Annotated in this window: 12 protein-coding genes; 10 read left to right on the plus strand and 2 right to left on the minus strand. The window is 67.1% G+C overall.

Annotated elements, in window-relative coordinates:
• Positions 1-123 precede the first annotated feature (123 nt).
• The 9 genes from ACTJJK_RS11945 (at position 124) to ACTJJK_RS11985 (ending at position 21,396) form a co-directional block, all read left to right on the plus strand.
• Entirely contained in the window at positions 124-2,517 is a 2,394-nt protein-coding gene (locus ACTJJK_RS11945; RefSeq protein WP_440730297.1) for a GH92 family glycosyl hydrolase, read from the plus strand.
• A gap of 293 nt (positions 2,518-2,810) precedes the next feature.
• Positions 2,811-5,234 carry a family 20 glycosylhydrolase gene (locus ACTJJK_RS11950; RefSeq protein WP_440730291.1) on the plus strand — a complete coding sequence of 808 codons (2,424 nt, stop codon included), beginning with the start codon at positions 2,811-2,813 and terminating at the stop codon, positions 5,232-5,234.
• A 171-nt stretch (positions 5,235-5,405) separates the two neighbouring features.
• Positions 5,406-8,312 (plus strand): TonB-dependent receptor plug domain-containing protein, encoded by a 2,907-nt coding sequence (locus ACTJJK_RS11955; protein WP_440730292.1) that lies wholly within the window; start codon positions 5,406-5,408, stop codon positions 8,310-8,312.
• 365 nt (positions 8,313-8,677) lie between these two features.
• Positions 8,678-11,278 carry a beta-mannosidase gene (locus tag ACTJJK_RS11960; RefSeq protein WP_440730298.1) on the plus strand — a complete coding sequence of 867 codons (2,601 nt, stop codon included), beginning with the start codon at positions 8,678-8,680 and terminating at the stop codon, positions 11,276-11,278.
• A 442-nt stretch (positions 11,279-11,720) separates the two neighbouring features.
• Complete coding sequence (locus ACTJJK_RS11965; RefSeq protein WP_440730293.1) at positions 11,721-14,624, plus strand: VIT domain-containing protein; 2,904 nt, start codon at positions 11,721-11,723, stop codon at positions 14,622-14,624.
• Between the two features lie 224 nt (positions 14,625-14,848).
• Positions 14,849-15,977, plus strand: a protein-coding gene (gene prfB / locus ACTJJK_RS11970; RefSeq protein ID WP_144436410.1) for a peptide chain release factor 2 whose coding sequence is annotated in 2 segments (ribosomal slippage) — positions 14,849-14,923 and positions 14,925-15,977 — 1,128 coding nt in all. Because the reading frame shifts where the segments join, the coding sequence is not laid out codon by codon here.
• 350 nt (positions 15,978-16,327) lie between these two features.
• Entirely contained in the window at positions 16,328-17,845 is a 1,518-nt protein-coding gene (gene lysS, locus ACTJJK_RS11975) for a lysine--tRNA ligase (protein ID WP_440730294.1), read from the plus strand.
• A gap of 257 nt (positions 17,846-18,102) precedes the next feature.
• The gene (locus ACTJJK_RS11980; protein WP_425599977.1) at positions 18,103-19,224 is read left to right on the plus strand and encodes an HD domain-containing phosphohydrolase; all 1,122 of its coding nucleotides are present in this window, start codon (positions 18,103-18,105) and stop codon (positions 19,222-19,224) included.
• Between the two features lie 3 nt (positions 19,225-19,227).
• Positions 19,228-21,396: a response regulator gene (locus tag ACTJJK_RS11985; RefSeq protein ID WP_223620184.1), complete on the plus strand. Its 2,169-nt coding sequence runs from the start codon at positions 19,228-19,230 to the stop codon at positions 21,394-21,396.
• Between the two features lie 48 nt (positions 21,397-21,444).
• Here the strand turns inward: ACTJJK_RS11985 and ACTJJK_RS11990 are convergent, their stop codons facing one another.
• On the minus strand, positions 21,445-22,356 hold the full coding sequence (locus ACTJJK_RS11990) for a crotonase/enoyl-CoA hydratase family protein (RefSeq protein ID WP_051885052.1): 912 nt from the start codon (positions 22,354-22,356) through the stop codon (positions 21,445-21,447).
• Between the two features lie 238 nt (positions 22,357-22,594).
• A complete protein-coding gene (locus tag ACTJJK_RS11995) occupies positions 22,595-24,268 on the minus strand; it encodes a long-chain fatty acid--CoA ligase (protein ID WP_031372283.1) in 1,674 nt (557 codons plus the stop codon).
• A 295-nt stretch (positions 24,269-24,563) separates the two neighbouring features.
• Here ACTJJK_RS11995 and ACTJJK_RS12000 point away from each other — a divergent pair, with 295 nt between their 5' ends.
• Positions 24,564-25,019 (plus strand): nuclear transport factor 2 family protein, encoded by a 456-nt coding sequence (locus ACTJJK_RS12000; protein WP_440730295.1) that lies wholly within the window; start codon positions 24,564-24,566, stop codon positions 25,017-25,019.
• Positions 25,020-25,427: the final 408 nt, after the last annotated feature.

Raw genomic sequence — 25,427 nt, forward strand, 5'->3', positions numbered from 1 at the left:
CGACGGAATCTCCCACACCACAGGCAGGGCAAGGCAACGATGACTCGCAATCCGGTACGGCGCAGGCGCGGTTTGGTTTCGGTTTTCGACGGCAAGGCCTGGCCGATCGCCGCGGCACTGACCCTGGCGCTCGCCGGCGTGCTGAATGCCCATGCCGCCACGCCCAGCCGCGATCCGGCGAGCGAGGTCAACACCTTCATCGGCAGCAAGGACGACGGCAACACCTTTCCGGGCGCGAGCGCACCGTTCGGCCTGATCCAGATCAGCCCGATCGGCGATCACTACAGCGGCTGGCGTTACGACGATCCGAAGATCCGCGGCTTCGGCCACTCTTTCATTTCCGGCGCGGGTTGCTGGGAGCAGGGCGGTCAGTTGTCGGTGCTGCCGACCACCGGCGAAATCGGCCCGGGCAAGCGTTTCGACACCAAGGAATTCAAGTCCTTCGACCAGAAGGCCTACGCGTCGGCATATACCCACGACGACGAAGTCGGCCAGGCCGGCTATTACAAGGTGCGCCTGACCGGCGAAGCTGCCGGCCCCATCGACGCCGAGGCGACCGCGTTGACGCGCGCCGCGGCCGAGCGCTACACCTTTCCGGCCGGCGCCAAGCAGGGCACGATCCTGGTCAACACCGGCCAGGCCAACGAGCGTCATCTCGTCGTCGGCAGCAGCGTGCAGGTGATCGGCGACCGCGTCGTCGAAGGCAAGATAGTCACCAAGAGCTTCTGCGGCGGCCAGCAATACACGACCTGGTACCGCATGGAGTTCGACCGCCCCTTCGCCAGCTTCGGCACCTGGGACGAAACCGGCGGTCACGCCGGCGGCCGCGCCAGCATGCAGGGCGACACGCGTCCGCACGGCGCCTGGTTCACCTTCGATACCAAGGACGGCCGCGCGGTCAGCGCGGTCAGCGCGATCTCGCACGTCGATGCCGAAGGCGCGCGCCGCAACCTGCGCGACGAAGGCATGAAGAACGGCAAGCTGCTGAGCTTCGATGCGATGCGCAAGCAGGCGCAGGACGGCTGGCGCAAGGAACTGGACTCGGTGCGGGTCAGCGGCGGCAGCGCCGACGACCGCGTCGTGTTCTACACCGCGCTCTACCACTCGCTGCTGCAGCCGTTGACCGGCAGCGACAGCGACGGCCGCTACCGCGGCTACGACACCGAAATCCACAAAGCCGAAGGCTGGACCTATTACGAGTATTTCTCGCTGTGGGACACCTATCGCTCGCAGAACCAGCTTCTGGCCATGCTGCGTCCGCAGCGTGCACGCGACATCGCCAACTCCATGCTCAAGATCCACGAACAGAACGGCTGGCTGCCGCGCTGGGGCTACGCCAACTACGACAGCAACGTCATGACCGGCGACCCGGCGACGCCGTTCATGGTCGATCTGTGGCGTTTCGGCGCGCTCGAAGGCCGCGAGCAGCAGGCCTATAAGGCCTTGCGCGAGAACGCCTACGGCACGCCGCCGGCGCTGGTGCGCAGCAACGGCCGCGCCGGCAATCCGAGCTATCTGGAGCGCGGTTTCGTCCAGTACGACCGTGCCTTCCCGGCCAAGAGCATGGACGTCGATCCGCATCACGGCGGTTCCTCGACCCTGGAATACGCACTGGCCGATTGCTCCTTGTCGCAGATGGCCGACGCCCTCGGCCAAAGCGCCGACGCGGCGACCTTGCGCGAACGCGGCCGCAACTGGCGCAAGGTCTGGGACGCCGAGGCGGCCGATCCGGAGCTGGGTTTCCGCGGTTTCCCGCGTCCGCGCCTGGACGACGGCCAGTTCTACGTCGAGGCCGACGGCGGCTACAGCCCACGTTCGCACCACGGCTTCCACGAAGGCACCGCCTGGCAGTACCAGTGGCTGGTGCAGCAAGACATGCCCGGCCTGGTCGCGGCGATGGGCGGCAATGAGCAGACCGGCAAGCGCCTGGATGCGTTCTTCGCCTACGACCAACTCGTCGCCGACCCGCTCAATGCGGCGCGCAAGCAGTGGGTGGTCGGGCCCTACAGCTATTACAACCAATACCGTTACAACCCGAACAACGAGCCCGATCTGCACAGCCCGTGGATGTACACGCTGATCGGCCAGCCGTGGAAGACCACGGCGGTGCTGCGCTCGGCGCAGGCCTTGTTCACCAACGCGCCGAACGGCGTCACCGGCAACGACGACCTGGGCACGATGTCGGCCTGGTATCTGTTCAGCGCGATCGGCCTGTACCCGGCGGTGCCCGGCACCGGCGAACTGCTGCTGCACACGCCGCGTTTCGAAAAGGTCGAGCTCGACCTAGGGCAGGGCAAGACCCTGACGATCGAAGCGCCCGGCGCGGACGGCCGCGGCCTGCAGTACGTGCAGTCGGCCAGCTTCGACGGCAAGCCGCAGGACCGGGTCTGGCTGGATTGGGCGAAGTTGCGCAACGGCGGCACTTTGCGTTTTGCGCTCGACAAGACGCCGCCGACCGCAGGTTGGGGCACGAAGGCGGAGGCGCTGCCGAAGTCGGCCTGCGCGTCGCCGCAGTGATGGGTTCGATGCGGTGAAGTTTCGGTAATGACGTCATGGCGGCGAGGCCGTGACGGTGAAGTCGAGGCGCTGAAGTCTGGCCTGGGTTCGTCCGTTTCCAGACCGTCGTCCCCGCGAAGGCGGGGATCCAGGGCCTTACTGCGTTATAGCTCTGAAGTCTCTGTATCCCCGCCTTCGCGGGGATGACGAACTTCAGGGCGGCATGGCAGTGCAGATCCGCGATCCCAGCCTCGGCCGGGGGCGCGGAACTCAAAGCGGCAGTTGATTCGAAGCAGTTCGAGGAAACCGATTCGATGAAAGACGCATTGGCGAAGATGGGGCGTTCGAAACTGCGCGTGGCGATGCTGAGCCTGGTCGGCGCGGCGATCGGCCTGGCGCCGTTGGCGCACGCCGACGAGGTTCCGCTGGCCGGCACGAGCAAGGTCGCCGCCAATGCCGGCACGGCGCTGGCCGCGCCCGAACTGGTGCCGCTGCCGGCGAAGCTGCTGCGCGGCGAGGGCGAGTTCGTTCTCGACGCTACGACCACGCTCTATGCCAACAACGCCGAAGCGCGCGCCATTGCCCAGTTGCTGCGCGACGAACTGATCGCGACCCAGGACCTGACCCTGCCGTTGCGCAGCGGCGCGCCGCGCGTGCACAAGGGCGAGGCCGACCCCAGCCGCTATGTGCAGTTGGTCGCCGAGCCGGTCGCCGCCCATGCCGATGCGCGCTCGAAAGAGCGTTACACCCTGGAAATCACCGCGCGCGGCATCCGTCTGTCCGGCCCGCCGGCGGGTTTGTTCTACGGCTATCAATCGCTGCGCCAGTTGTTGCCGGCAGCGCGCAGCGCGCAAGCATTGCGCTTGCCCGCGTTGAGTATCGAGGACCAGCCGCGCTTCGTTTACCGCGGCATGCACCTGGACGTCGGCCGGCATATGTACCCGGTCGCCTTCATCAAGCGCTATGTCGACCTGATGGCGCAGTACAAGCTCAATACGTTTCACTGGCACCTGACCGAGGATCAGGGCTGGCGCATCGAGATCAAGCGCTATCCGAAGCTGACCAAGATCGGCGCGCAGCGCAAGGAAACCGTGCTCGGCCGCAACATCGATCCCTATGTCGGCGACGGCAAGCCCTACGGCGGTTTCTACACCCAGGACGAAGTGCGCGAGGTCGTGGCCTACGCCAAGGCCCGCCACATCATGGTGATCCCGGAAATCGAGATGCCGGGCCACTCGCTGGCTGCGCTGGCCGCGTACCCGGAACTGGCCTGCACGCCGGGGCCGTTCGAGGTCGGAAGCAACTGGGGCGTGTACGACGACATTTATTGCCCGAAAGAGGAGACCTTCAAGTTCCTCGAGAACGTGCTCGACGAAGTGGTGGCGCTGTTCCCGGCGCCCTACCTGCACATCGGCGGCGACGAAGCGCCGAAGACGCGCTGGCAGAGCAGCGAAGTCGCGCAGGCGGTGATCCGCCGCGAAGGCCTGAAGGACGAACACGAGTTGCAGAGCTACTTCATCCAGCGCATGGAGAAGTTCCTGCATTCGCGCGGCAAGCGCATCATCGGCTGGGACGAGATCCTCGAAGGCGGCCTGGCGCCGGACGCGACGGTGATGTCCTGGCGCGGCGAAGCCGGCGGCATCGCCGCGGCGCGCCAGGGGCACGACGTCATCATGACCCCGACCCAGTGCTGCTATTTCGACTACGGCCAGGGGCCGGCGCGCCACGAACAGTGGAACCTCGGCGGCGAGCTGAGCCTGGACAAGGTCTACGGTTACGACCCGGTGCCGAAGGAACTCGATGCCGCGCAGGCCAAGCACGTGCTCGGCGTGCAGGGTAACGTCTGGAGCGAGTACCTCAAGACCGAGGCGATGGTCGAGTACATGGTGTTCCCGCGCATGCTCGCCCTGGCCGAAGTCGCCTGGACGCCGCAGGGCGACCGCGATTTCGCCGATTTCCAACAGCGCTTGCGCGGGCAGTTTCCGCGTCTGGACCGCGAACAGGTCGGCTACCGCATCTCGGCGCCGGCCGGGCTGAAGGACGTGACGCAGGTACAGGGCCAGGGCGCGCCCGACGAATTCGTGCAGGTGTTCGAGCTGACCGCATCGGTGCCGGGCGCGACCATCCGCTACACCGTCGACGGCAGCGAGCCGAGCGATGCCTCGCCGGCTTACGCAGGCCCGATCGAACTGCGCGTGCCGCTCGACCAGGTACGCAGCTTGCGCACCGTCACCGTGCTCGGCAACGGCCGTCGCAGCGGCGTGCACAGCGCGCAGGTGCAGTACCGCAGCTATCGCGCGGCGGTGGCGCCGCCCAAGCGCAAGAGCGCGGGTTTGAGCTATCGCCTGTACGAAGGCCAGTTCTCCACTCTCGACGAGTTCGAAGCCGCGGCCGCGCCGGTCGAGCAGGGCGTCGCGACCTCTCTGGACCTGGCGCCGTATGCGCGGCAAAGCCGCTACGGTCTGCAGTACGAAGGACTGATCGAAGTGCCGGCCGACGGCGTGTATCGCTTCGCCTTGCAGGGCGACGACCGTTCGGCCTTGTACGTCGACGGCGAGCGGGTCATCCGCAACGACAGTTACGACCAGACCCTGGAAGGTTCGCTGCCGCTGCGCCGAGGCTGGCATCGTCTGCGCCTGGCCTGGTACCAGCGTGGCGGCGGGCAGAGTCTGCGCTTGCGTTGGGCCGCGCCGGGACAGACGCTGCAGGATCTCGATGTGAAGGGTACGGTGCATTGATGCGCGCCGCGCCGTTCGCATCGCTAGTTCGACGAAGTGCGGGTGGAATTTTTTTGCCCTTTTTTTAGATCGATCCAAATAGAGAACGCCACAAAAACGCCACAGCAGCTCGACACAGAGCACGAACGTAACCTTGGCCGAGGGTTCGGCCGCGATTGGGAGGGGTAGCAGGTGAACCACAATCAGCACCGCAACGAGCGCCAGCATCCGAGCCGCACGCCGACGGAACGCCAACGCGCACACAGGAACGTCTTGACCGCGGCGATGCTCGTCGCCTTGTATCTGCCGTTCGCCGCGGCAGCGCAGGAAGCGACCGCGCAGGACCCGGCGGCCGCGGCCGGCGAGGTCAAGTCGATCGACAAGATCACCGTCACCGGTTCGCGCATCAAGCGCGCCGAAGTCGAAGGCCCGGCGCCGGTCACGGTGATCAGCGCCGACCAGATCAAGCGCGAAGGCTTCTCGACCGTGTACGAAGCGTTGAGCACCCTGACCGAGGTCACCGGCTCGGTGCAGGCCGACGTCAACAAGGGCCCGACGCCGAACGCCAGCCCGCTCAACATGCGCAATCTCGGGCCGGGCCGCACCCTGCTGCTGATCGACGGGCGCCGCGTCGCCGATTACCCGCTGCCCTATGAGGGCCGCGGCAACTTCGCCAATTTCAACAACATCCCCATGGCCGCGGTCGAGCGCATCGAAGTGTTGGCCAGCGGCGGCTCGGCGATCTACGGTTCCGACGCGATGGCGGGCGTGATCAACGTCATCATGAAGAAGAACTTCAATGGCGACGAAGTGCGCATCAAGGGCGGTACCACCACCCGCGGCGGCGGCGACTCCTTCGACCTGTCGTGGACCGGCGGCCGCACCGGCGACAAGTGGAGCGCGACCTACGGCGTGCAGTGGAGCGGCCGCGAAACTTTGTTCGCCGGCGACCGCGAGTTCGTCGACTCCGACCTCGAGCCGGCCAACACGGTCAAGCCGCTGGTCAACGATCCCTGGCCGTGGGTCTGGGGCGTGGAACTGATCGACAGCGCCAGCAAGCGCCGCGTGACGCCGCCGACCGGCGCCTGCGACCGCTTCCAGGACTTGCCGCTGCACAACTTCATCGGCAACGAGGGCAATGCCCCCGAGTTCCCCGGCTACAGCTGCACCCAGGGCAAGGGCAACGCCTTGTGGAGCCTGCGCAACGGGTCCAACAACGTCTCGGCCTTCGGCAATTTCAGCTACGACTTCGACAACGGCATGCAGGCCTGGGTCAGCGCCTCGTTGTGGGACAGCGAAGGCGAGTCGCGCCAGGACGAGGCCCTGCGCTTCGAGTTGAACCGAGGCGGTGCCTTCTACGACCAGGGCACCGGCCGCAGCTACCAGGCGCGTCGCGCCTTCACCGTGCCCGAGGCCGGCGGCCGCGATCCGTTCCTGTTCTACACCAACGAACGCTCCTGGGACCTGGCCGGCGGTCTGCGCGGCCGCTTCGGCGAAAGGTTCAACTGGGACGCCACCGTCGGCCGCACCGAGTACAAGGTCGACTTCAGCTTCCCCTCGGTGGTGCAGAGCGCGGTCGACGAGTATTTCCTCGGGCCGCAGCTGGGCACGAATGGCGGCTTGCCGGCCTATCGCTTGAACCAGGATCGTTTCTGGAACCCGATGGACATGGCGACCTTCCAGCGCTTGACCACCCACGGCCATTCCAGTGCCAAGTCGTGGATGAACCAGGCCCAGTTCGCGGTCAACGGCGACTTGTTCGACTTGCCGGCCGGCCCGGTCGGTTTCGCCGCGGTGTTGGAAGCGGGCTCGCAAGGCTATCGCCTGAGCCCCGATCCGCTGACCTTCGGCCCCAACAAGCAGTACGACCAGCCCGGCGGTACCAACCAGGGCGGCGGCGACCGCAAGCGTTATGCGATCGGCGTCGAGTTCAAGTTGCCGCTGTTCGAATCGCTGGACCTGACCACCGCCGGCCGTTTCGATCGCTACGACGACGACAGCCGCAAGGAAGGCAACTTCACCTGGAACGCCGGCCTAGAATGGCGCCCGATCGAAAGCCTGCTGCTGCGCGGCGCCTACAACACCACCTTCCGCGCGCCGGACATGCATTACCTGTTCGCCACCAGCGGCACCGGCACCCAGGAAAGCGCCGACGTCGCTTCGTGCATCAAGCGCAACCAGGGCCCGAACTGCGGCTCGGCGTCGGTGTATTACCGTCACGCCACCAGCCGCACCGGTAACCTCAAGCTCGACAGCGAGACTGGCAAGTCCTGGAGTGCGGGTCTGGTCTGGGATGCGACCGACAATCTGTCGTTCAGTGCCGACTATTGGCGCATGACCATCGACAACCAGGTGCGCGATTTCGACATCGCCGACATCCTCGACCTGGAAAGCCAGTGCATCAACGGCGTTCCGCGCAGGTCGTCGGATCGGATGCAGGTCGCGCCGGGCTCGTCGACGTGTTCGAGCATCCTCTCGCGCGTGAGCCGCAGCAGCCCGGGCACCAACGCCTTCGGCGTCGCCGATCCCAACTATCCCTTGGGCCAGGTGACCTCGGTGCGCAGCGGCCCGATCAACATCGCCTACCGCGAAGTCGCGGGCGTCGACGTGTCGGCCCGCTACAAGTTGCCGGCGACGGCCTGGGGCGACTTCAGCTTCGCGCTCAACTACACCAACCAGTTGAAGAACAACGAGCAGCGCGACCCGGGCGCGCCGATGCAGGAAAACCGCGACAACGATGTGCGCACCTTCGCCCGCGCCAGCGCCAGCTGGTCGCGCGGGCCGTGGAACGCCACCCTGTTCGCCAATCGCATCGGCCACACCAACGGCGACAACTACAACCGTTGCGCACCGGTCATGCCGGGGCAAACCTCGACGGAATGCCGGATGGTCGGCAAGCTGAAGGCGCCGATCTACTTCAACCTGACCGCCGGCTACCAGCTGACCGAACAGGCCCGGGTCAACCTGTACATCGACAACCTGTTCGACGAAGCCGAGTACAAGGACCCCTACAAGATGTTCTTCATCTACGCCAACGAACGGGTGTTCTCGCGCGTGGGCCGCGAAATCTCGGCCGAGTTCGTTTACAAGTTCGATTGATGCAGGCTTGACCGATGCAGGTCCGACCGATGCGGTCGGTATCGATGCATCGATGCAATACCCGCGGCCGGCCGTTCGCGACCGGCCGCGGCAAACGCTCTCCAGTAAGCGGTGGTGGCCCGGCGATTCCGCGCTCTCCAGGCGGGACGCAGGGTTTTTTCCCGATTCTCGGGCAGGGGGCGCCTGGATGGGCGCTCCCGTTTTTCTCCCGGGCCTCGGGCACGACCGGTTTCGAATTCATGGCCGGCCGCCGCTGCTGCGGCCGCGCAACCACGGCAAGCGACTCCCTTGGGGCAAGCATGGCGACACTCCGGTCCAAGAACACCTTCGTTTCGGCACTGCGCACGGCCGCCGCGATCGGCCTGATGCTGGCCGCGGCCCTGAGCGCGGACTGGGCCCGGGCGGCCGAGGCGAGCGCGCAGGCCTTGCACGGCGATTGGCAGTTCCGGCTGGTGCCGGGCGACCCCGAAGCCGCCGCGCATGCCGCCGCCACCGATTGGCGCAAGGCGCAGGTGCCGGGGCATGTGCACACCGATCTGTTCGCGGCCGGCCTGATCGCCGACCCCTACGTCGGCGCGCGCGAGCGCAGCCTGCAATGGATCGGCCTGGCGCAGTGGGAATACCGCACCAGCTTCGACGTCGATCGCGCCACCCTGAAGCGTGCGCACATCGAGCTGGTGTTCGAGGGCCTGGACACCTTCGCGACCGTGCAGCTCAACGGCGTCGAACTGCTCAAGGCCGACAACAGTTTCCGCACCTGGCGCGTGCCGACCCAGGGCCATCTGCGCGAACGCGGCAATGAGCTGCGGGTGGTGTTCGATTCGCCGATCCGGCGAACGCTGCCGCAGGTGCAGGCGATGCCGCACAAGATCGCCGGTAATTACCCGTCGCCCTACGGCGACGAGCCGCGCGATGCGATGACCGCCAACTTCGTGCGCAAGCCCGGCTACCACTACGGCTGGGACTGGGGCCCGCGCTACGTCAGTGCCGGCATCTGGCGCGCGGTGCGGCTGGAAAGCTGGGACCGCCTGCGCCTGGCCGACCTGCACGTGCAGCCGCGCCGCATCGCCCAGGACGCGGCCGAGGCCACGGTGGAGCTGGAGATCGACAGCGACCGCGCCGGCCAGGTCACGGTCGAGATCGACTACGCCGGTTCGCAAGGCAAGGGCGAGACCGTGCGTCACGAGACCGAACTGCGCAGCGGCCGCAACACCGTATCGGTGCCGCTGACGATCCCGCAGCCGCGGCTGTGGTACCCGGTCGGTTACGGCGAGCAAGCCTTGTACACCTTCAAGGCCCGCGTGCGCGACGCCGATGGCGTGCAGGCGGCGGCCCAGCGTCGCACCGGCTTGCGCAGCATCGAACTGCGCCGCGAGCGCGATGCCGGCGGCCAGGGCTTCGCCTTCGTCGTCAACGGCATCCCGGTGTTCGCCAAGGGCGCCAACGCGATTCCGTTCGACGCCTTCCCGGCGCGGGTGACCCGCGAGCGCCTGCGCCGCGACCTGCAGTCCGCACGCGACGCCAACATGAACATGCTGCGCAACTGGGGCGGCGGTTATTACGAGTCCGACGACTTCTTCGAGCTGGCCGACGAACTCGGGCTGATGGTCTGGCAGGACTTCATGTTCGGTGGTGGCATGCCGCCCGGCTATGACCCCGCTTTCCGCGCTAACGTCGTGGCCGAGGCGCGCGACAATGTGCGCCGCTTGCGCAACCACCCCAGCATCGTGCTGTGGTGCGGCAACAACGAAGAAGAAACCGCCTGGAAGGACTGGGGCCATCGGACCAAGCTGGCCGCGGCCGATCCGAAGTTCGCGCAGACGGTGTGGGAGGGCTATGTGGCCTTGTTCGGCAAGGACCTGCGTCGGGTCGTCGCCGAAGAGGGGGCCGGCGTGCCGTACTGGTCGAGTTCGCCGAGCAACGACCTGGCCGACAAGGCCAACGACTCCAACAACGGCGACAAGCATTACTGGGACGTGTGGGGCGGCCCGGCCTTGCCGGCCACGGCCTACCTCGACGAGACCCCGCGCTTCATGTCCGAGTACGGCCTGCAGGGTTGGCCGTCGCTGCGCACCATCGCCAGTTTCGCCCGCCCCGAAGAGCAGGGCATCAACGCGCCGGTGATCCGCGCGCACCAAAAGTTCCTGGCCGGCGACGGCAACTCGCGCTTGCTGCTGTACATCCGCCGCGAATACGGCGAGCCGCGCGACTTCGCCGATTTCGTCTATCTGAGCCAGCAGGTACAGGCCGAAGGCATCGAGCTGGCCGCCTTGCACCACCGCGCCTCGCGTCCGCGAACGATGGGTTCGCTGTATTGGCAGTTGAACGACGTCTGGCCGGGCGCGTCCTGGTCGAGCCTGGATTACTACGGGCGCTGGAAGCCGCTGCATTTCCACGCCAAGCGCTTTTTCGCCGACGTCGCCATCGCGCCCTTGCGCCGCCCGGCCGGCGGACGCACCGAGCTGAGCCTGCTGTCGGACCGCACCACACCCTTGCAGGGCGAATGGCGTTTGCGGGTCATGGATTTCGATGGCCGCGTCCACCGCGACGAACGCAAGCCGGCGACCCTGTCGGCGTTGGCCTCGACCGCGGCCGGCGCCTGGAGCGACGCCGAACTGCTCGGCGATGCCGATCCCTTGCGCACCGCGGCGGTGTTCGACCTCATCGTCGACGGCAAGACGGTGTCGCGTCGCGCCGTCTACTTCGGCGAATCCAGGCGCCTGGCCTGGCAGGACCCCGAGCTGCACGGCGAACTGCGCCGCGATGGCGAGGGATACCGTTTGCAATTGAAGGCGAGCAAGCTCGCACGCGCGGTTTGGATCGATTTCGGCGATCACGACGTCGAGTTGGCCGACAACGCCTTGACTGTGCTGCCGGGCGAAACCGTGGAGATCGGGTTGAAGTCGAAGGCCGGCCTGGACAGCCTGCAACGCGCCTTGAGCCTGCGGTCCTTGTATCGGCCTTGATGGCCAGGGGGCCGTCTCGGCTTTCGTTGGGCAGAGCAAATCCCCCGCGCTGCAGTGATCGGGTTTCATCGGCCGTCGCCGGGCGCTCGCCCCCTTTTCCAAAGGGGGCGACGGTTGGCGTGTGCGAGCACCGAGACCAGCAACGGCAACGACACCGACACCGACACCAGCACCGGCGCCGGCACCGGCACGAGCACGAGCACGAGCACGAGCACCCAGCCCCGGTGATGCTTGCTGCTCCCCCCTTTGGCAAAGGGGGGCAGGGGGGATTTGCTCTTTGGCCCCCGCAACAAGCCCAACTTGCATCCCACCCCAACGCCCCGCAGGCTGTGACGTTCGCGCCACCGCCGCGCCGCGTGCATGGAAGCGACGCCCTTCAACCCCGTTCGCGCAGTCGCCGCGTTAGAGGTTGCAGACCCCGTTCTTAAGGAAGAGGTGACCGGTGAAACCGTCCTTCGCAGTCGTTCGTTCCGTGTTTTGCCTGTTGCTCGCCCTCGCCACCGTCGCCAGTGCGCAGATCCGCGGGGATGTCACCGCGCCGCCCTTGCTCGAAGTGCGCGGCGTCGAAACGCCCATCGTGCTCGAATCGGCCCGCGTCGACGGCGAGATCGTCGGCGGGCTGGCCCGGACCTCGGTCGAGCTGGTGTTCCGCAACCCGAACCGACGCGTGCTCGAAGGGCAGTTGCAGTTCCCCTTGCGCGACGGCCAGCAGGTCGCCGGCTTCGCGCTCGACATCGACGGCAAGCTGCGCGCCGCGGTGCCGGTGCCGAAGGACAAGGGCCGGCAGGTGTTCGAGGCGATCGAACGCCGCGGCGTCGACCCGGCGCTGTTGGAGAAGACCGCCGGCAATCAGTTCAAATTGCGGGTCTACCCGATCCCGGCCCAGGGCACGCGGCGGGTGCGGCTGGAGTTGGTCGAGTCGCTCGCTCGCGAGGGCGGCGACTGGCGTTACGAGCTGCCGCTGGCGTTCGCCGCGCAGGCGCGCAGTTTCAGCCTCGAGCTGGTCTCGGCGCAGAAGCCGCGCCTGGTCGGTCTGAGCCAGCAGACGGAGATCGCCTCGAGCGCCGGCCGCTACCGGCTGGCGCTGCGCGGCCGACCGCTCGGCGACGCCCTGAGCCTGCGGGTGCAGGCCGCCACCGCGCCGCGCGCCTACACCCAGGACTTGGATGGCGAACGTTTCTTCCTCGCCGAAGTGCCGCTGGCCGGTGCGCGCCAGCCGCGCGCGCTGCCGAAATCCATCGGCTTGCTGTGGGACAGCTCGGCCTCGGGCCGCAAGCGCGAGCGCGCCAGCGAACTCGCACTGCTGGATCGTTATTTCCGCGCCGCCGGCGAGGTCCGGGTCAGCCTGGTCCGGCTGCGCGATCGCGCCGAGCCCGCGCAGGCTTTCGCGGTCAAGGGCGGCGACTGGTCGGCGCTCAAGCGCGAACTCGAAAGCACGGTCTACGACGGCGCCACCGACCCGGGCGGTTGGCAGCCGCAGGCCGGCATCGAGGAATACCTGCTGGTCAGCGACGGCTTGTTCAACTACGGCCAACGCCGCTTCCCGGCCTTGCTCGCCGGTCAGCGCCTATATGCCTTGAATTCGGCCGGTGCGGCCTCCGACCAGGACGGCCTGCGTGCCCTGGCGCAGGCGCACGGCGGCCGTCTGGTGGCGTGGCAGCGCGCCGGCGAACTCGATCGCGCCGCCGATGTCCTGCTCAACGAAGGGCCGCAATTGCTCGGCGTCGACGGCCTCGGCACGGCCGAGGTGGTCGCCGATTCGCCGTTCGCCGACGGCGGCCTGTTGCGTATCGTCGGCAAGCTGCGCGATCGCCCGGCCAAGCTGAGCCTGAAGGTGCGCGACGGCGGCCGGGTGCGCGAGCTCGTCGTGCCTATCGATGCGGATGCGCCGGCCAGCGTCTTCCCGGCTGCGCTGTGGGCGCAGTATTCGATCGGCGCGATGCAGGCCGACCCCGAACTCAACCGCGCCGCGATCGCGCGCCTCGGCCAGCGCTTCGGCATCGTCACTGCGGAAACCTCGCTGATCGTGCTCGACGATCTGGCCGACTACGTGCGTTACGACATCACCCCGCCGGACCGCCTCGACGAATTTCGCCGGCTCAAGGCCGAAGGCAGCGACGAGCGCGAGCGTACCCGCCGGCAGAGCCTGGACCGGGTCGCCGCGCTCTACGCCGAACGCATCGAATGGTGGCAGCGCAGTTGGCCGAAGGGCGCGCCGCCGCAAGTAGCCGATGAGGCCAAGCTGCGGCGTGCCCAGGCGGGGGCGCATGGCAACGTGCAGCGTTCGCTGGCTTATGCGCCGGCGCCTGCGGCCCCGGTCGCCGCAGTCGCGCCTATGCCGATGGAGGCAGAGGCGAGACTCGAGACGATCACGGTGACCGGCTCGCGCGTCGATGCCGCCTCGGACAAAGCCGGGCAGGACGCAGAAGCCGGCGCCGGCGCCCGCATCGTCCTGCAGCCGTGGCAGCCCGACTCGCCGTACGCACGACGCCTGCGCCAGGCCGGTGCCGACCGCGTGTATGCGATCTACCTCGACGAGCGCGATTCGCATGCGACCAGCACGGCGTTCTATCTCGACGTCGCCGACGTGCTGATCGAGAAAGGCCAGCGCGACCTGGCCCTGCGCGTGCTCTCCAACCTGGCCGAGATGGACCTGGAGAACCGCCACATCCTGCGTGTGCTCGGCTATCGCCTGATGCAGGCTGAACAGCCCGCGCTGGCGGTGCCGGTGTTCGAGCGCGTGCGCGGCCTGGCCGAGGAAGAGCCGCAAAGCTTCCGCGACCTGGGCCTGGCCTATGCCGCCAATGCCCAATACCCGCAGGCGGTGGAGGCCTTGTACGAGATCGCCCTGCGCGATTGGGACGGCCGCTTCCCGGGCGTGGAGGAAATCGCCATGGCCGAGCTCAACGCCATCGTCGCGGCCCACCCGCAAGGGCTGGATACCTCGCGCATCGACCGGCGCCTGCTGCGTAACCTGCCGCTGGACCTGCGCGTGGTGTTGAGTTGGGACAGCGACAACAGCGACATGGACCTGTGGGTGACCGACCCGAACGGCGAGAAGTGCTACTACCGCCACAAGCTGACCTATCAGGGCGGGCGCATCTCCAACGACTTCACCGGCGGCTACGGCCCTGAGGAATTCATCCTGCGCGACGCCAAGCCCGGCAAGTACAAGGTCGAGGCCAACTTCTACGGCGACCGCCAGCAACTGGTGACCGGGGCGACGACCCTGCACCTGTGGCTCAGCACCGGCTTCGGCGGCGCCCAGCCGACCGAGCAGAAGGTGACTCTGCGCCTGAAGGACCACGCCGAAGTGGTGATGGTGGGCGAGTTCGAGGTGAAGTGAGGCCGGCCGAAGCAAGCCGGGCTGAAGTAAGCCCGGCCGATGAGGTCGCGGGGCAGGGCGGCGCGTCGGAACGGGGCGCCGGCCTGGCCCGGTTCGCCGGAGCCGGGGTGGGGCGCGGTCGCGGCTTGCGCCGCTCCTACCCCGAGGCGCTGAGCCGGGCGGGCGTCCCGGCCCCTCGGGCTGCTAGAATCGGCGGTTCTCATCCGCATTCAAGACCATCGGACATGATCGAGCTCAATCCCGTCCGCCAGCGCATCGCCGACCTCCGGGGCCGGCTGGATTCGCTCAGGGGGTATCTTTGACTACGACAGCAAAGTCGAACGTCTCGAAGAAGTAAACCGGGAGCTCGAAAGCCCCGATATCTGGAACAACGCCGAACAGGCCCAGGGCCTGGGCCGTGAGCGCGCCAGCCTGGAAAAGGTGGTCGACGGTATCCGCCGTCTCACCGACGGGCTGGTCGGCGCCGACGAACTGCTCGAACTGGCCGAAATGGAAGACGACGAGTCGACCGCGCTGGCCGTGGTCGAGGACGTCGAGCGCTACGCCAAGCAGGTCGAGGAACTCGAGTTCCGGCGCATGTTCTCCGGCCCGATGGACGCGGCTTCGGCCTTCGTCGACATCCAGGCCGGCGCCGGCGGCACCGAGGCCCAGGACTGGGCCGAAATCCTGTTGCGCATGTACCTGCGCTGGGCCGAATCGCGCGGCTGGAAGGCCGAGCTGATGGAAGTCAGCGGCGGCGACGTGGCCGGCATCAAGTCGGCGACCTTCCGCGTCGAAGGCGATTTCGCCTACGGCTGGCTGAAGACCGAGACCGGCGTGCACCGCCTGGTGCGCAAGTCGCCGTTCGACTCCGACAACCGCCGCCACACCAGCTTCACTTCGGTGTTCGTGTCGCCGGAAGTCGACGACAAGATCGACATCGAGATCAACCCGGCCGACCTCAAGACCGACGTCTACCGCTCCTCGGGTGCCGGCGGCCAGCACGTCAACAAGACCGAATCGGCGGTGCGCATCACCCACGTCCCGAGCGGGATCGTGGTGGCCTGCCAGACCGAGCGCAGCCAGCACGCCAACCGCGACCGCGCCATGAAAATGTTGGCGGCGAAGTTGTACGAGCTGGAAATCCAGAAGCGCAACGCCGTGCGCGATGCGGTCGAGGCGACCAAGTCCGACATCGGCTGGGGCAGCCAGATCCGCAACTACGTGCTCGACCAGAGCCGCATCAAGGATCTGCGCACCGGCATCGAACGCAGCGACACCCAGAAGGTGCTCGACGGCGATCTCGACGAATTCGTCGAGGCCAGCCTGAAGTCCGGCCTGGAAGTGGGTTCGAAACGCATCGACGCGGTCTGAGAGCCGGGATTCGGGAATCGGGTCCTGTAGCCGTCGCGTCTGTCAGGTCGTCATCCCCGCGAAGGCGGGGATCCAACGACTTCAGAGTGCGCATCGGTGAAGCTCTGGATCCCCGCCTTCGCGGGGATGACGGGCTGAAGGGGGAGGGAGCAGAAATGCGTTGCCGTATACACGCGGACTGCTGCCGTCCCTCCATTGCCTTGCTCGCCCGCCAAGATCGCCCGCCAAGACCGTCCGCATCCGCCACGCCGTCTCCACGCCTGCCGCCGACCGCCACTCAAGCGCCCGCGCCGCGACTTCAGTAATCTGCATCCCTCCAGCTTTCCCAAGCCCTACCTGAAACCCAGACCATGACCGACGACACCAGCCTGCCGCCCATCGACGAGAACCATCTGATCGCGGAGCGTCGCGCCAAACTCACGGCCATGCGCGGCGAGGGCATCGCGTTCCCGAACGATTTCCGCCGCGGCGATTTCGTCGGCGACCTGCAGGCGCAGTACATCGACGCCGAGCATTGGACCCAGGAAGCGCTGGACAGCGAGGCGCGCCGGGTCGCGGTCGCCGGCCGCATCCTGCTCAAGCGGGTCATGGGCAAGGCGAGCTTCGTCCAGATCCAGGACGAGTCGGGGCGCATCCAGTTGTTCCTGCAGGCCAACGCGCTCGGCGAGACCTACGACAAGTTCAAGGGCTGGGACGTCGGCGATATCGTCGCCGCCGAAGGTCCGATCACCCGCACCAAGACCGGCGAGCTGTCGGTCAAGGCCGAGACCCTGCGCCTGCTGACCAAGGCCTTGCGTCCCTTGCCGGACAAGTTCCACGGCCTGGCCGACGTCGAGCAGCGCTACCGCCAGCGCTATGTCGACCTGATCGTGTCGCCGGATGCGCGTGACGTGTTCGTCAAGCGCTCCAAAATCATCCGCTCGATGCGCGCCTGGCTGGATACGCGGCGCTTCCTCGAAGTGGAAACGCCGATGATGCATTACATCCCCGGCGGCGCCGCGGCCAAGCCGTTCACCACCCATCACAATGCGCTCGACCTGCAGCTGTACCTGCGCGTCGCGCCGGAGCTGTACCTCAAGCGCCTGGTCGTCGGCGGCCTGGAACGCGTCTACGAGATCAACCGCAATTTCCGCAACGAGGGCGTGTCGACCCGGCACAACCCCGAGTTCACCATGCTCGAGTTGTACGAGGCCTACGCCACCTACACCGAGATCATGGACCTGACCGAGGCGGTGATCCGCCACGCCGCGACCGACGTGCTCAACACCACCCAGGTCGAATGGGACGGCAACCCGATCGACCTCGGGCCGAAGTTCCGCCGCTGGTCGATGACCGACGCGGTGCTCGAACACAACCCCGAGATCAAGCGCGAAGAACTGCGCGACCTCGACGCCATGCGCGCCCACGGCGCGCGCCTCAAGGTCGCGGTCAAGCCGGGCTACGGCTGGGGCAAGCTGCTGCTCGAAATCTTTGAAAAGACCGTCGAGCACACTTTGATCCAGCCGACCTTCATCACCGATCATCCGGTCGAAGTGAGCCCGCTCGCGCGCGCCAACGACCTCGACCCGGAACTCACCGACCGTTTCGAGTTGTTCATCGGCGGCAAGGAACTGGCGAACGGTTTCTCCGAGCTCAACGACCCGGAAGACCAGGCCGCGCGTTTCCAGGCCCAGGTCGACCAGAAGGACGGCGGCGACGACGAGGCCATGCACTACGACGCCGACTACATCCGCGCGCTCGAAGTCGGCCTGCCGCCGACCGGCGGTCTGGGCATCGGCATCGACCGCCTGGTGATGATGCTGACCGGCTCCTCGTCGATCCGCGATGTGCTGTTGTTCCCCTATATGCGTCCCGAAGCCGGACTCTGAGCCGCCCCCGGGCGGCGGCGCCCGGCGGCATCCGGTCCGCATGGGCCGCATGGCCGCTAGCGCCGGCCCAACCCATCGGCCAAACCCATCGACCGAGTCCAAACGCAGGCAAGCACAATGGACGGCCAACGCGGGTTGGCCGTTTCTTCAGTCGCCCCGCGTTGAACCGTGACGTACAGCGCTCATTCGCAAGCTTGGCCCGGACGAATACCGGGCGAAGTCGGATCGTCTAGGGACCTTCGGCGGCTGTCACGGGCATCCTGGCGGGGTATGCTCCCAGATCGGTCACCACAGGGGGTGACCCCATTACGGAAGCCGGTGTGAACGTCGTTATCGTCGATGACCAAACGTCCGCGCGGACCATGTTGCGCCACATCATCGAGGACATCGCGTCCGAGTTGTCGGTGCACGATTTCGGCGAGCCCGAGGCCGCGTTGGCGTGGTGCGAAACGCACCAGCCCGATCTGTTGCTGCTCGACTATCGTATGCCGGGCATCGACGGGCTGGAGTTCGCGCGCCGTTTCCGCCGCCTGCCGATGCACCGGGACATCCCGATCATCCTGGTGACGGTGGTCGGCGACGAACCGGTGCGCCAGGCTGCACTCGAAGCCGGTGTGATCGATTTCCTGGTCAAGCCGGTGCGTCCGCGCGAGCTGCGTGCGCGTTGCCGCAACCTGCTGCAGTTGCGCCAGCAGTCCGAGAACGTCAAACAGCGGGCTCTGTCGCTCGAACAGCGGTTGCTGTCGAGCATGCACGAGGTCGAGGAGCGCGAGCGCGAGACCTTGTCGCGACTGGCCCGCGCCATCGAATACCGCGATGCCGGCACCAGCGCCTACTTGGAGCGGATGTCGCACATCGCCGGCCTGATCGCCGAGCAGTTGGGCATGTTCGAGGACGAGATCCGGGTCATCGAGATGGCCGCGCCGCTGCACGACATCGGCAAGATCGCCATCCCCGACGCGGTCCTGATGAAGCCCGGCCCGCTGACCGAGGAGGAGACGGCGGTCATGCGCCGCCACCCCAAGATCGGCTACGAACTGCTCAGCGGCAGCCAGAACCGGTTCATCCAGGCCGGGGCCCTGATCGCCTTGCGCCACCACGAGCGCTACGATGGCAGCGGCTACCCGGACGGGCTGGTCGGGGACGATATTCCCCTGGAAGCCCGGATCGTGGCGGTCGCAGACGTGTTCGACGCCCTGATTTCGCCGCGTCCCTACAAAAAAGCCTGGGACGTGGAGGAGGCATTGGGGTATATGTACGCTCAGCGCGGTCGTTTGTTCGATCCACGTTGCGTGGACGCCCTGATCCGCAGCCGGGCCCGGCTCGACGAAATCTGCGATCGTTATTCGGCCAGCTTCCCCCGTCCCGGCTTGGAGTAGCCGATGGCTTCCACCCTGCGCGTGGTCAAGGAGCGCCTCTCGAACCGCCCGGACAGCGAGCATGGGCAGGCGTTGGTGCGGCTGGTCATCGCCTGCCTGATCGTCGCCTACCTGCTGGGCCTGCAGGCCTTCGACCAGGCCAGCGTGGCCACCCAGACCATGCTGTGGGTGATGTCGGCCGAATCGGTGGTCGGCCTGGGCCTGATGGCGGCGATCGTGCGTTGGCCCGGGGTCTCGCACCTGCGCCGCTGGATCGGCATGCTCGCCGACTATTCGACCCTGGCGATGCTGATGTCGCTGGACGCGCCCTCGCTGGCGCCGCTGTACGTGATCGTGCTGTGGGTAACCATCGGCAACGGCCTGCGCTACGGCACCACCTACCTCTACACCGCCGCGTCCCTGGCCGGGGCCTCGTTCCTGGCGGTGATCCTCAAGAACGACTACTGGCGCGGCCAGCCCTATCTGTCGACAGGCCTGTGGCTGGGCCTGGTGGCGATCCCGGCCTACCTGTCCTCGTTGCTGCGCAGCCTGCAGAAGGCGACCGAGGACGCGCGCCGCGCCAACGAGGCCAAGAGCCGCTTCCTGGCCAACATGAGCCATGAGTTGCGCACGCCGCTCAACGGCATCATCGGCATGGCCGAACTCATGCACGGCACGCGGCTGGCGCCGGACCAGCGCGAATACGCCGACGTCATCCACGCCTCGGCGCAGTCGCTGCTGTTGCTGGTCAACGACGTGCTCGACATTTCGGCGATCGAGGCCGGCAAGCTGCAGCGCCGCGACATCGATTTCAACCTGCAGGAAGTGATGAAGCGGCTGCAGAAGATGCTGCAACCGCTGGCCGCGGCGAAGGGGCTGACGCTCAAGGTCGACGTCGAGCAGGACGTGCCGGTGCGTCTCAACGGCGACAGCGCGCTGCTGACCCAGGTGCTGTTGAACCTGCTGCACAACGCGATCAAGTTCACCGAGAAGGGCGGGGTGTCGCTGGTCACCCGGCTGGTCGGCGGCGCCACCGGTCCCGGTACGCCCGGGATCGAGCGCCAGGTGCGCTTGCGCTTCTCGGTGCGCGACACCGGCATCGGCGTGCCGAGCGAGGACGTCGACCGCATCTTCCAGGCCTTCGAGCAGGTCGACAACGGCCCGACCCGCCGTTTCGGCGGCACCGGCCTGGGCACCACGATCGCCAAGACCCTGACCCAGTTGCTCGGCGGCGAGATCGGCCTGGAAGCCAATCCCGGCGGCGGCAGCCATTTCTGGGTCGAGCTGCCGCTGCGCCTGGAAGAGGCCGCCCTGACCCAGCCCGATGCGCAGCAGGAGGGCAGCGGCAAGGTCATCTCGTTCGAGGACCCGTTCCTGCGCCACAAGACCCGGGTGCGCAGCCTGCGGGTGTTGATCGCCGACGACCAGTCGGCCAACCGCACTGTGCTGACCCGCATCCTGGAGCGCGCCGGTCACCGCGTGCAGGCCGCCAACGACGGCGAACAGGCCCTGGACCAGCTCGAGCTCGGCCAGTTCGACCTGGCCGTGCTCGACATGCACATGCCCGGCCTCAGCGGCCTGGACGTGATCCGGCAACTGCGTTTCATGCAGGCCGGCAACGGCCGCCGCACGCCGACCATCATCCTCAGTGCCGATGCGACCCTGCAGGCCTCGGAAGCGGCCAGCGAAGCCGGCGCGATGGCGTTCCTGACCAAGCCCATCGTGGTCGGGCGCCTGCTCGAAACCATCGCCGACGTGGTCGATTCGCAGCGCATGCCGGCGGTGCGCGCGATCAGCGACGTCAGCCGTCCGCTGACCAACCCGGCGGTGTTGGCCGAACTGGCCGAAATGGGTTTGGGCGATCAGTTCCTGCGCGATTTCGTCGAGCAGTGTTTGAAAGACGCGCAGTCCTGCCAGACCGACCTGGAAGCGGCGGCGGTGGTGGCCCGTTGGGACGAGTTCCGCGAGATCGCTCACGCCTACAAGGGCGTGGCGGAAAATCTCGGCGCGCACTCGATTGCGGAGCGCTGCTCGCAGGTCATGCGTGCAAGCGACGAAGTACTCGTTCGCGAGTGTCCGAAACTGGTCGTGGACCTCGCGACGCAATTGTCGGCGGTGGCCGACGTCAGCCGTCAGGAAGTGGCGCGCCTCAGTCGCGGCAACCGCGGCAAGGACGTCCCCGACGTTTCTTGACAGCATCCTGCCACGCGAGGCGCGTGGCAGGCCCCCCCCTGCAAGACATCAGGCCAGCGCCAGCGCCGGCGCGGTCGCGCCGGCCCGGCGCTGCTGCGCACGCACCAGGCGTTCCATGGTCTTGAGCCCGCGATCGTTGAGGCGCATCGCCGCATCGACCCATTCGGTGGTCACCGACAGCAGCTCGTCCAGACTGACCGGACGGCAGGCCTGACGGACCGTGTTCATCGCCCGCAGGGCATTGCCCATGCGCTGGTTGCGCTTGATCTGCTCGGACGCCGCCTGCAAGCCGTAACCGCGCGGCACGACCTGGTCGACCACGCCCATGCGCAGCAGTTCTTCGACCGGATAGACGCGGGCGTTGAGCATCATGCGTTCGGCCTGGACCGGGGTGACCCGGCGGGTCAGGAAGGTGTAGGCGCCCATGCCCGGGAACAGGTCGAACAGCACCTCCGGGAAGCCCATGCCGGTGCCGGCCTCGGCGATGATGGTGTGGCAGCACAGCGCGGCCTCGAAGCCGCCGCCGAGCGCATCGCCCTGGATCACCGCGATGCTGTGGACCCGGTCTTCGTGCAACTGATAAAGATTGAAGGCGACTTCGATGCACAGGCATGCGTACTCGAGCAGGCGCTGGCGGTTGCCGCTGCGGATCATGCGCGAGAACAGCGCCAGGTCGCCGCCCAGGTTGAACACGTCGGCGTCGGAAGCAAGCACGAAATGGCGGATGCCGGCGCGCGGATCGCAATCGGAAGCCAGTTCGCGGCGAATGCGTTCCTGCGCGCGCTTCATGTCGTGCAGCAGGTGCTCGGAGAAGCAAGGCGAGTAGGGCGCGTCCTGTCCATGGACGTGATTGGCGGGCTGGGCGTGCATATAGCCCCAGTCGGTACCGCTGGCCGGGTCGGCGACATGGCGGAACAGGGCGGGGACATTCGCGATTGGCAGACGGGCGGACATGGACATGGCGGACTCCTAAAGGACGGGTGGCGGGTCGGGATACCCGCGTTTCGATGCTACACCTCGCCCAGGCATCGTTCAGACAAGGTTCGGCCTTCGTCCTGGCGCATTCATTTCCGGCACAAAACCGGGGCTGGACCCAAACGCGAATCGGGGCTGGGGCCGGCCCGGGCGGACACGAAAAAGGCCCCTCGGGGAGGGGCCTTCGGGAGCGGCGCCAGGGCGCCGGTTCGTGCCGCGGGGCTTACTTGGGCGCGTCGCGCAGCTCGCGGCGCAGGATCTTGCCGACGTTGGTCTTGGGCAGTTCGGTGCGGAACTCGACGAACTTGGGGTGCTTGTAGCCGGTCAGGTTGATCCGGGCATGCGCCTTGACGTCCTCGGCGGTCAGCGCCTGATCCTTCTTCACGATCACGACCTTCACCGCTTCGCCGGACTTGTCGTCGGGCACGCCCACCGCGGCCACTTCGAGCACGCCCGGCATCATCGCGATCACGTCCTCGATCTCGTTCGGATACACGTTGAAGCCCGACACCAGGATCATGTCCTTCTTGCGGTCGACGATGTAGAAGAAACCCTGCTCGTCCATGCGCGCCATGTCGCCGGTGTGCAGCCAGCCGTCGTCGTCGATGACGTTGGCGGTTTCCTCGGGGCGCTGCCAATAGCCCTTCATGACCTGCGGGCCCTTGATGCACAGCTCGCCGACTTCGCCGATGCCGAGCTTGTTGTTGTTCTCGTCCTTGACGCAGGCGTCCGTCGAGGAGATCGGCAGGCCGATCGAGCCGTTGTACTCGGCCAGGTCCATCGGATTGATGCACGCCGCCGGCGAGGTCTCGGTGAGGCCGTAGGCTTCGACCAGGGTGATGCCGGTGACTTGCTTCCAGCGATCGGCGACCGCGCGCTGCACGGCCATGCCGCCGCCGAGGGTCAGGTGCAGATGCGAGAAATCGACCTCGTCGAAACCCGGCGTGTTGAGCAGGCCGTTGAACAAGGTGTTGACGCCGGTGATCGCGGTGAACGGCGTTTTCTTCAGTTCCTTGACGAAGGCCGGCATGTCGCGCGGATTGGTGATCATGTGGTTGAGGCCGCCGAACTTCATGAAGACCAGTCCGTTCGCCGTCAACGCGAAGATGTGGTACAGCGGCAGCGCGGTGATGATGATCTCGTGGCCGGGCTTGGCGTTGGCGCCGACCCAGGCCGCGGCCTGCTGCATGTTCGCGACCAGGTTGCGATGGGTCAGCATCGCGCCCTTGGCCACGCCGGTGGTGCCGCCGGTGTACTGCAGGAAGGCGATGTCGTCCGGCGAGATCTCGATCTCCGGCAGCTTGTGCATCTGCCCGAGGGTGAGGGTGTCGCGGAAACGCACCGCGCCGGGGATGTCGTAGTCCGGCACCATCTTCTTGACGTACTTCAGCACGAAGTTCATCACCGGGCCCTTGAGCCCGCCGATCATGTCGCCCAGGCCGGTGCTGATGACCTGCTTGACCTGGGTCTGGCCGACCACTTCCTGCACCGTCTTGCCGAAGTTGTCGAGCACGAAGATCACCGCCGCGCCGGAGTCGTCGAGCTGATGCTTGAGCTCGCGCGCGGTGTACATCGGATTGGTGTTGACCACGGTCAGGCCGGCGCGCAACACGCCGAAGGTCGCGATCGGATACTGCAGGCAGTTGGGCATCATGATCGCGACGCGATCGCCCTTCTTGAGCTTGAGTTCGCCGAGCAGATACGCGGCGAACTGCGCGCTGAGCCGGTCGATGTCGCCGTAGGTCAGTACCTTGCCGAAATTGGAGAAGGCGGGACGGTCGCGATAATTTTCGATAGCGTTTTCCAGCACCGATACGATGGACGGGAACTCGTCCACGTCGATCTGTGCCGGCACGCCTTCAGGATACTGAGCAAGCCACGGTCGTTCGAAACTCATCGCGATCCCCTCTCTAATCGCTCGTCGATTCTGGCCGCCGGCCCGCTGTGTGCGCTGCCGTACGGTATTTTCTCGATTGGAGCATAGGCTCTACTGACTGGCAAGGCGATGCTGCGAAGGGCGGTGCGGACATTGTCCGCGGCCTCGCGGACCTGTCACGATGGCGCTCCGAGGGGGGCGCGCGAACGGTCGTGCGAAGCGGCCGCCGCCGCCGGCGTAGGTATAGCGGCAAGGCGACCGCGGTAAAGGGAGGCTTCCTGTGAATAGTGCGAACAGCCGCGAGAATGGGATCGCCGTGCGACGAAAATCGAGCCTCGGGCCGCCATGGCGCCGGTTCGTGCTGGCGGCGGTCCTGGCGCTGTCGTCGACGGCCTGCGGCCGCGACCCGCCCGAGCAGCGCCTGCGCGACTCGGTGACGCAATTCCAGGCCGCGATCGAGCAACGCGACGCGCCGGCCCTGCAGGAGTGGCTGGCGGCCGATTTCGTCGGCCCCGAGGGGCTGGACCGCGAAGGCGCGCGCCGGCTCGCGGTCGGCAGTTTCCTGCGCTATCGGCAACTCGGCGTGACGGTCGGCCCGCTCGATATCGCCCTGCAGCCCGACCACGCGACCGTACGTTTCACCGCGGCATTGACCGGCGGCTCCGGCCGGCCCCTGCCCGAAGCGGCGCGGCTGTACGAAGTGGAGACCGGCTGGCGCGAGGAAGACGGCGACTGGCGCATGACCTCGGCGCGCTGGACCGCGAAGCTGTAGTCCGCGAGCGTTTCGCGGCGCCAGGGCGATGGCCCGGCAAGCGCAAGCAAGATCCCGGATACGACGAGAGCGGCCGAAGCCGCTCTCGCAGGTGCCGGTGGCCGCAAGGCCGGGCGTTCTTCGTTTGTACCGGCGCCGGTCAAGCCGCCTTGCGTGCCGCCAACTGGCGCAGCACGTAATGCAGGATGCCGCCGTGGCGGCTGAAGAGCGACGCTAACGCGCCACGGGCGCGTGTCGCTCTGAAGGCCGATAGCCGTGGGGCTATCGGCGGGTCTTCCGCTCGGTCAATTGCTGCTCAAGCCGCCTTGCGCGCAGCGAGTTGGCGCAACACGTAATGCAGGATGCCGCCGTGGCGGCTGAAGAGCGACGCTAACGCGCCACGGGCGCGTGTCGCTCTGAAGGCCGATA

Origin of the sequence: Lysobacter sp. 22409, assembly GCF_052045105.1 — a bacterium.
Lineage (GTDB): Bacteria > Pseudomonadota > Gammaproteobacteria > Xanthomonadales > Xanthomonadaceae > Lysobacter > Lysobacter antibioticus_B.

Excerpts from the sequence above, each read along its gene's own strand:
- ACTJJK_RS11990 (WP_051885052.1), bottom strand. The coding sequence starts at position 22,356 with ATGTCCATGTCCGCCCGTCTGCCAATCGCGAATGTCCCCGCCCTGTTC.
- lysS (WP_440730294.1), top strand. The coding sequence starts at position 16,328 with ATGACCGACGACACCAGCCTGCCGCCCATCGACGAGAACCATCTGATC.
- ACTJJK_RS11960 (WP_440730298.1), top strand. The coding sequence starts at position 8,678 with ATGCTGGCCGCGGCCCTGAGCGCGGACTGGGCCCGGGCGGCCGAGGCG.
- ACTJJK_RS11985 (WP_223620184.1), top strand. The coding sequence starts at position 19,228 with ATGGCTTCCACCCTGCGCGTGGTCAAGGAGCGCCTCTCGAACCGCCCG.
- ACTJJK_RS11950 (WP_440730291.1), top strand. The coding sequence starts at position 2,811 with ATGAAAGACGCATTGGCGAAGATGGGGCGTTCGAAACTGCGCGTGGCG.
- ACTJJK_RS11995 (WP_031372283.1), bottom strand. The coding sequence starts at position 24,268 with ATGAGTTTCGAACGACCGTGGCTTGCTCAGTATCCTGAAGGCGTGCCG.